Raw genomic sequence first — 5,763 nt, 5'->3', positions numbered from 1 at the left:
CCTTGAAACGCAAGAGGTCGCCACGGACCTTATGCTCCTGGGCCAATTCGAGGCCTCGCTCGGCGAGCGAGAGGGCTGCTTCCTTGCGGTGCCCCGCGCGCGCGTCCAGCGCAGCCGCAAGGAAGGCGCGGGCCGCTCCGTCATCATTGGCGGCGGCCAGATGTTCGGCATAGAGCACCGCGTCGAGCCCCTTGAACCATTCCGCTGCCTTGCGGTGCAGGGCCCGGCGGTCGTCGCGCAGAATGGTGCGAACGACAGCGTCGCGGATCAGCGCATGCGCGAAAAGGTATCCCTCCCTGATCGGCCGGATCAGAGATGCCTCCATGAGCGCCTTTTCGTCATAGACCTCGATTTGCGCCACCGCAGTCACCGCGCTCATTGAGAATCGCTGGCCGAGAATGGCGGCGGTCTGGAGCACCCGGCGATCGACAAGCGAAAGGCGGTCGAGCCGCGCCTGGATGATGCTCTGGATGGACCCGGGCACAGTGTCGTGACCTTGCTCACGCGCATGGCGCAGGAGCTGGTCGAGGAAGAGCGGATTGCCCTCTGCGCGGGCGACGCATTCGCGGATCACTTCCTCGGTCGGATGATGGATGGCGCGCGCAAGGCGCAGAGTATCGGCGGCGCTGAGTGGTGTGAGGTCGATCCGACGGAAGCCGGCATCGCGGATGCATTCGCGCCAGTCGTTATCGAGCGGATAACCCTCGGTACGCGCAGTCATGGCAAGCAGGATCGGCGCCTCTGCCGTTTCGGACGCTAGGAATGCGAGCTGGCTCAGGGTCTCCCGCTCTGCCCAGTGTATGTCCTCCACGATCAGCAGGAGTGGCTGCTGCGCGGCGCGGCCGCGCAGCAGCCGCCGCAGCATGTTGCGGTGCCCCTCCTGGCGGGCGGCATCACTCATCGCGTCATTCACCAGCCTGCCTGTACGGTCGAGCGGCGCACCGAGGAAGACGGTCAGGAACATCGCCGAAGGCTCGTCGAGAATGTCGTGCGCCTTAAGCTGCTCCACGATTGCGCAAACCGCGGACGGTTCGGCGCGCTCGCCAAGGCCGCACAGGCCGCCAACCAGCGCACGGATGGGGTCTTGGGCCTCGCCGAGGCCGAAGTCCAGCACCAGAACCTTGTATGCCTCAAACCCCTTCGCCGCCGCGACCTGCGCGACTTCGTCGACGAGCCGCGACTTGCCGAGACCGGCCTCTGCGACGATGGCGACGGTTTCGCCCCGCCGGCTTGCCAGGCAGTCGCGCAGAGCTTGGCTCAGCGCCGCCATCTCGACCGTCCGTCCGATCAAAGGGCGATCAAGCGGCTGCTCGCGGAATCCGATAAGGCGGTAGACCGGTATCGGCTGATCGAAGCCCTTGACGGAGAGCGCATCCAGCGCGTCACAGTCGATCCGTTCGCCGAGGGCGTTGTGGATCCGTGCTGTGATGAGCGTCTCTTCGCCATTTGCGTGGTCGGCAAGCCGGGAGGCGAGGTTGACCGAGTCGCCCGTAAGCGTGAAGTCCTGATCCCTCAAGGCGCCCTGACCCTGGGACATAAACAGAACATTGCCGGCTGCGACGCCTATGTGCACGGTGAGCTCGCGCCCGAAGCGCAGCGAGATCTCTTTCATCGCGCGATGCATTTCCAGCGAGGCGCGTAACGCCCGTTCGGCGTCGTTGCCATACGACACCGGGGCACCGAATACGGCCATCTCGCAGTCGCCGATGTGACGGTCGACCGTCCCGCCCATGCGTTTCACGATCGCGTCGAACCTGTCGTAGATGGCCGCAAGAAGGCTGTGCATGTCCTCGGTGTCGAGCTCATGGGAGAGCCTCGTGTAGCCAGTCAGGTCGGCAAAAACGGTTGTGACCTCGCGGCGCTCAGCGCCCGAAGCCTGCTCCGTTCCGCCAACCGGTCCATCGACGGGCGGCGGGTCCGGGCCGGCCGTCGTTGCAGGCGCGGAAATTCTTGAGGCAGTATCCGCCCCACTTGCCGCAATCGCCGTGAGGATCTTCTTGCGGTGCCCAAGCGAGATGATCCCGATCTCCTTCAGATCGTCGGAGGTCAATTCGCCAAGCAGTTCGGAGTCGATGTCGTTCTCTTCAAAGAGTGCGAGGTAGTTCTCAAGCCCTAAGTCCGATAGTATTTTACTCAAGACTCGCATAAAAATACTCCCCCGACCAGAAAACTATTTGTCGCCAATATGGTTTTCTCTTAGGTTATTCTGCACCGTCCTTGCGGCGGCGACAAGGATAAAGCGATCGTTCGACCCGCGAAAACCAACGCAAGGGGCCGATCCGCGACATCCCCTGCAGTTGGCCGGCAAGCGTCAAAAGGGAGTTCTCGGATGATCCGTTCCCCGATCGTCAGCTGTGTCCTTGCTCTGTGGGTCTTCCTCCTTGTGCCGGCCGCTGGATCCGGCGCTGATTGCGCCTCCTGTCCAACAGTTACCCTTCGGACCAGAGATCGCCCCGATGGCCTAGACGGACGCGTCGCCGAAGCTGTCCTTGAAGGTTCTGGAAAAGACGATCAGCGGGCCGGAACGAACCCTGCCGTTGCGGCCGGCGCGGCGGACGGAGTGATCTACCTCGTGGAGGAGGAAGGCTGGCGGCGCCTTCTGTCCGCACGCGAAAACCGCGACTATTTCATGCTCGACTCCTATGTCGAGAGCGAGAAGTTCCTCACCTTCTGCTCCATCGCCAGCATGGCTGCCGTATTGAACAGCCTCGGCATCCCGCGCCCTCTCGATCCGACGCGCTACCCCTATCCTTACTTCACGCAGGACAACATCTTCGTCCTCGCTAACGAGCAGGTGAAGAGCTTCGAGGCGGTGGTAACCGACGGTCTCACACTGGCTGAGATCGGGCAGTTCTTCAGCAATCTCGGCGTGACCCCTCGTGTACATTTTGCTGAGGAGACGGGCCTCGACGCTATGCGGACGGCGATTATCGCGGGACTGGCCGCCTACAATACGCGGGTTATCGTCAACTACGACCGCTCGGTTCTTGGTCAAAGCGGCGCGGGCCATGTGTCACCGATCGGCGCCTATGACGAGCCCACTGACAGCGTCCTCGTGCTTGACGTGGCGCGTTACAAATATCCGCCCGCCTGGGTACCGATGCAATTGATGTACCGGGCGATGCTGGCTGTCGATGGAGGCTCGGGCCGCTCGCGCGGGATCGTCCTCGTCCAACCCGCAGGTGCAACTCACCGCTAGTGTTGTGGAATGAACGGACAGATTCCATTGTCTGGCAAATATGCGAGTCAGGGTCGATTGACACCGACAAGAGGCTCTTGCTGTCGCCTGAGGATCGGGTGCGGTTGGAAGGTTGGGTGGCGCACCAACGCCCATCTCATCGCCAATAAAAAGGGGATTGGAGATCACGGAACCATCCGATGAGCTGTTCGAATTGCATGGAACCGTTCAAGCGAATGGAACCCAGGCAGGTAAACCAGATTGCAAGTGAAACATGATGGGCGAGGCCGTGGCACCACTTTAGGGGACTCTGAACTTAAGTTCAGAGCTGGTAGTTGAGAGACCGGGGCTCGGTACTCGTCGCTCTATGGCGCACCGCCGATGGGCGGTGAAGGGTGGGGGACACTTCGCACATTGCTTCGCAAATCGATATCCTCCATGCATGACGCGGTCAGTTTGTCGAACAGGTCTTTCTCCATCTTCGGTAATTAATGAGCATATCTCCTCAACAGCGCCTCTCGAAAACGGCTCTCAGGTTCGCATGACTGCCAAGCGCTTCAAGCGGGAACCTCGATCGCTTCGGCAATAACCTGTCATTCCTATCTCGTTTGCCATTTGCACCAGTGCATCTTCATGGCGGTGTCGAAGCCAAAAGTGCCATACCTTCGCCGCCAGCCTATAGCACCTTAATCGTAAGAATGCGGCCGATCACGCCTCGCTGATGCACTTAATTTGAGAATGACGTCGCTGGATTCTCAAATTATCAGCAATGCTAAGAAATTCAGACGCCGCGTGGCGCGTGAAGCTATCTACCTGAAACTGCGGCGTGACAACTCCCGCAGGAGTTGATCGATGTGGCCGTCATCCTCAATGCCATGCGTGCCCTCGGCTGAATAGGTAGGAGTTACATTTGATCCAGCGCAATGCCAATGTGCAAATTAGACGCTAGTGATTGAGCTAAGAAGTTATCGCTGCACTTGAAAACATACGCAGCGTCGCTCTTCGCGCGCTTTGGAGGGCCTTCGCGCGCTTTTTTTAGCGGAGGAAACTATGTCATACAAGGATATCATCGTCTACCTGGACGCCAGCGATCTAAGCGAGCCGAGAGTCGAGACTGCGATCAAAATAGCCAAGCAACACAAGGCGAAGTTGATCGGCGTCGACATCAGCACAGCTGTAGCTTTCGAAGGCGAAAGGCGCGAACGGGCGCAAGCTATCGAGGCCACGTTTGAGAAGATGGTTCGGATAGCGGGGCTGGAAGCGGAGTTCCGGGTTGCCGGCACGTCAGCCAAGACTGCCCAGGAACTCTTCTCGCATTGCGCGGATTTCATCGTCACGAGCCAGCCCCATCCGGACAGCGCTCATCTTGCGGCCGCGGCGGTCCCCAAAGACGTGCTGCTCACGTCGGGCGTCCCAATGCTCATCTTGCCAACCGGGTGGGAAGCAAAGGATCCTATCGGGCGGCACATACTCTTGGCGTGGAATTTCAGCCGGGAATCGACACGCGCGCTTCATGACTCAATGCCGCTGCTCATCAACGCCGAGAGTGTCGCGCTTTTTGTCTTCGACAGAAGCTTCAATCCACGCCGTTCCGATGTGCTGGACGTGGTGGCTCACCTCGAACGACATGGGGTAAAAGTCACGGTCGATGGTTGGCGGGACACCGGCGAGGTTGACGCGATCAGTGCGATGTTCGCATGCGTGGATCGCGATGAGGCCGACTTGATCGTCGCTGGAGCCTACGGACATTCACCTTTGGTGGAATCCCTGTTTGGAGGAGCCTCCGAACAACTACTTCATAATATCTCAATGCCGGTGATGATGTCCCATTGATTCTCGCAACAGAGCCCGCCGCGAACCCGACGCAAGCCGCTCCGACGGAACCCAACATACAGCGAGGACGACTCGGATGGGCCGAGCCTATCCGCATCGCCGGTGGACGAGTCATGAAGGACTGTAGCAGCTTTTGTTGGAATCGATGTCGCCAGAGCGCAACGCGATTGCGGTCGCGGAAGGCGAGCGCACGCACGGCTCATGGCTATCTTGACCTGTCAACCGGCGTTCCCGATGTCAGGAGGATAATTCAGCTCGACATGAAGCGGCTGAAACCATCTTCTTTCAGTAATGAGCGTGTGACGCCCCCGAAGACCAGCTCCCTTAATCTGCTGTGACCGTACGCACCTGAGACGACAAGCTCGGCGTCGACGGCGCGGGCAAAGCTCATGAGACTTTGACTTTCGTGCTTGTCTTTGATGATTTCGCTGCGCGCCTTTACGCCATGGCGGCGCAAGAATCCGAGAATTCCATCAACGCTTTCCTGCGTGGAAATGTCAGCATTACAGTCGACGGTCACAACAATCACTTCACTCGCTTTGCGCAACAACGGGAGCGCATCAGCGACGGCGCGTCGCGCTTCTCGTGTATCTTTCCAGGCGACCACAGCTGTGTTCGTGAGAACGCGCGTGGCGCCTTTTGCCGCCACCAATACTGGCCTTCCCGCCCGCAGCACAAGATCGCCAAGATTGATACAACGATCGGGAGTGATCAACACGGAACTGTTGTTGGAACCCGTGACGATCAGATCA

The 5,763-nt window shown here is 59.7% G+C and carries 4 protein-coding genes; 2 read left to right on the top strand and 2 right to left on the bottom strand.

The window, feature by feature from the left end; all coding sequences use genetic code 11:
• The coding region (locus AAAB35_RS19535; RefSeq protein ID WP_340669938.1) for an adenylate/guanylate cyclase domain-containing protein at window positions 1-2,146 on the bottom strand (2,146 nt) is incomplete at its 3' end.
• Between the two features lie 183 nt (window positions 2,147-2,329).
• Here AAAB35_RS19535 and AAAB35_RS19530 point away from each other — a divergent pair.
• Window positions 2,330-3,199: a phytochelatin synthase family protein gene (locus tag AAAB35_RS19530; protein WP_340669937.1), complete on the top strand. Its 870-nt coding sequence runs from the start codon at window positions 2,330-2,332 to the stop codon at window positions 3,197-3,199.
• A 1,128-nt stretch (window positions 3,200-4,327) separates the two neighbouring features.
• Window positions 4,328-5,011: a universal stress protein gene (locus AAAB35_RS19525; RefSeq protein ID WP_340669936.1), complete on the top strand. Its 684-nt coding sequence runs from the start codon at window positions 4,328-4,330 to the stop codon at window positions 5,009-5,011.
• 250 nt (window positions 5,012-5,261) lie between these two features.
• On the opposite strand, the gene AAAB35_RS19520 is transcribed toward AAAB35_RS19525, so the two are convergent.
• A partial coding sequence (locus AAAB35_RS19520) for a universal stress protein (protein WP_340669935.1) occupies window positions 5,262-5,763 on the bottom strand: 502 nt, incomplete at its 5' end.

It is taken from the genome of Phyllobacterium sp., assembly GCF_037994425.1.
In the GTDB taxonomy this organism is placed as follows: domain Bacteria; phylum Pseudomonadota; class Alphaproteobacteria; order Rhizobiales; family Rhizobiaceae; genus Phyllobacterium.
The sequence above is the reverse complement of the archived record's forward strand: the minus strand, read 5'-3'. Positions and strand labels throughout refer to the sequence as shown.

Coding starts and splice junctions, on each gene's coding strand:
- AAAB35_RS19530 (WP_340669937.1), top strand. CDS start 2,330: ATGATCCGTTCCCCGATCGTCAGCTGTGTCCTTGCTCTGTGGGTCTTC.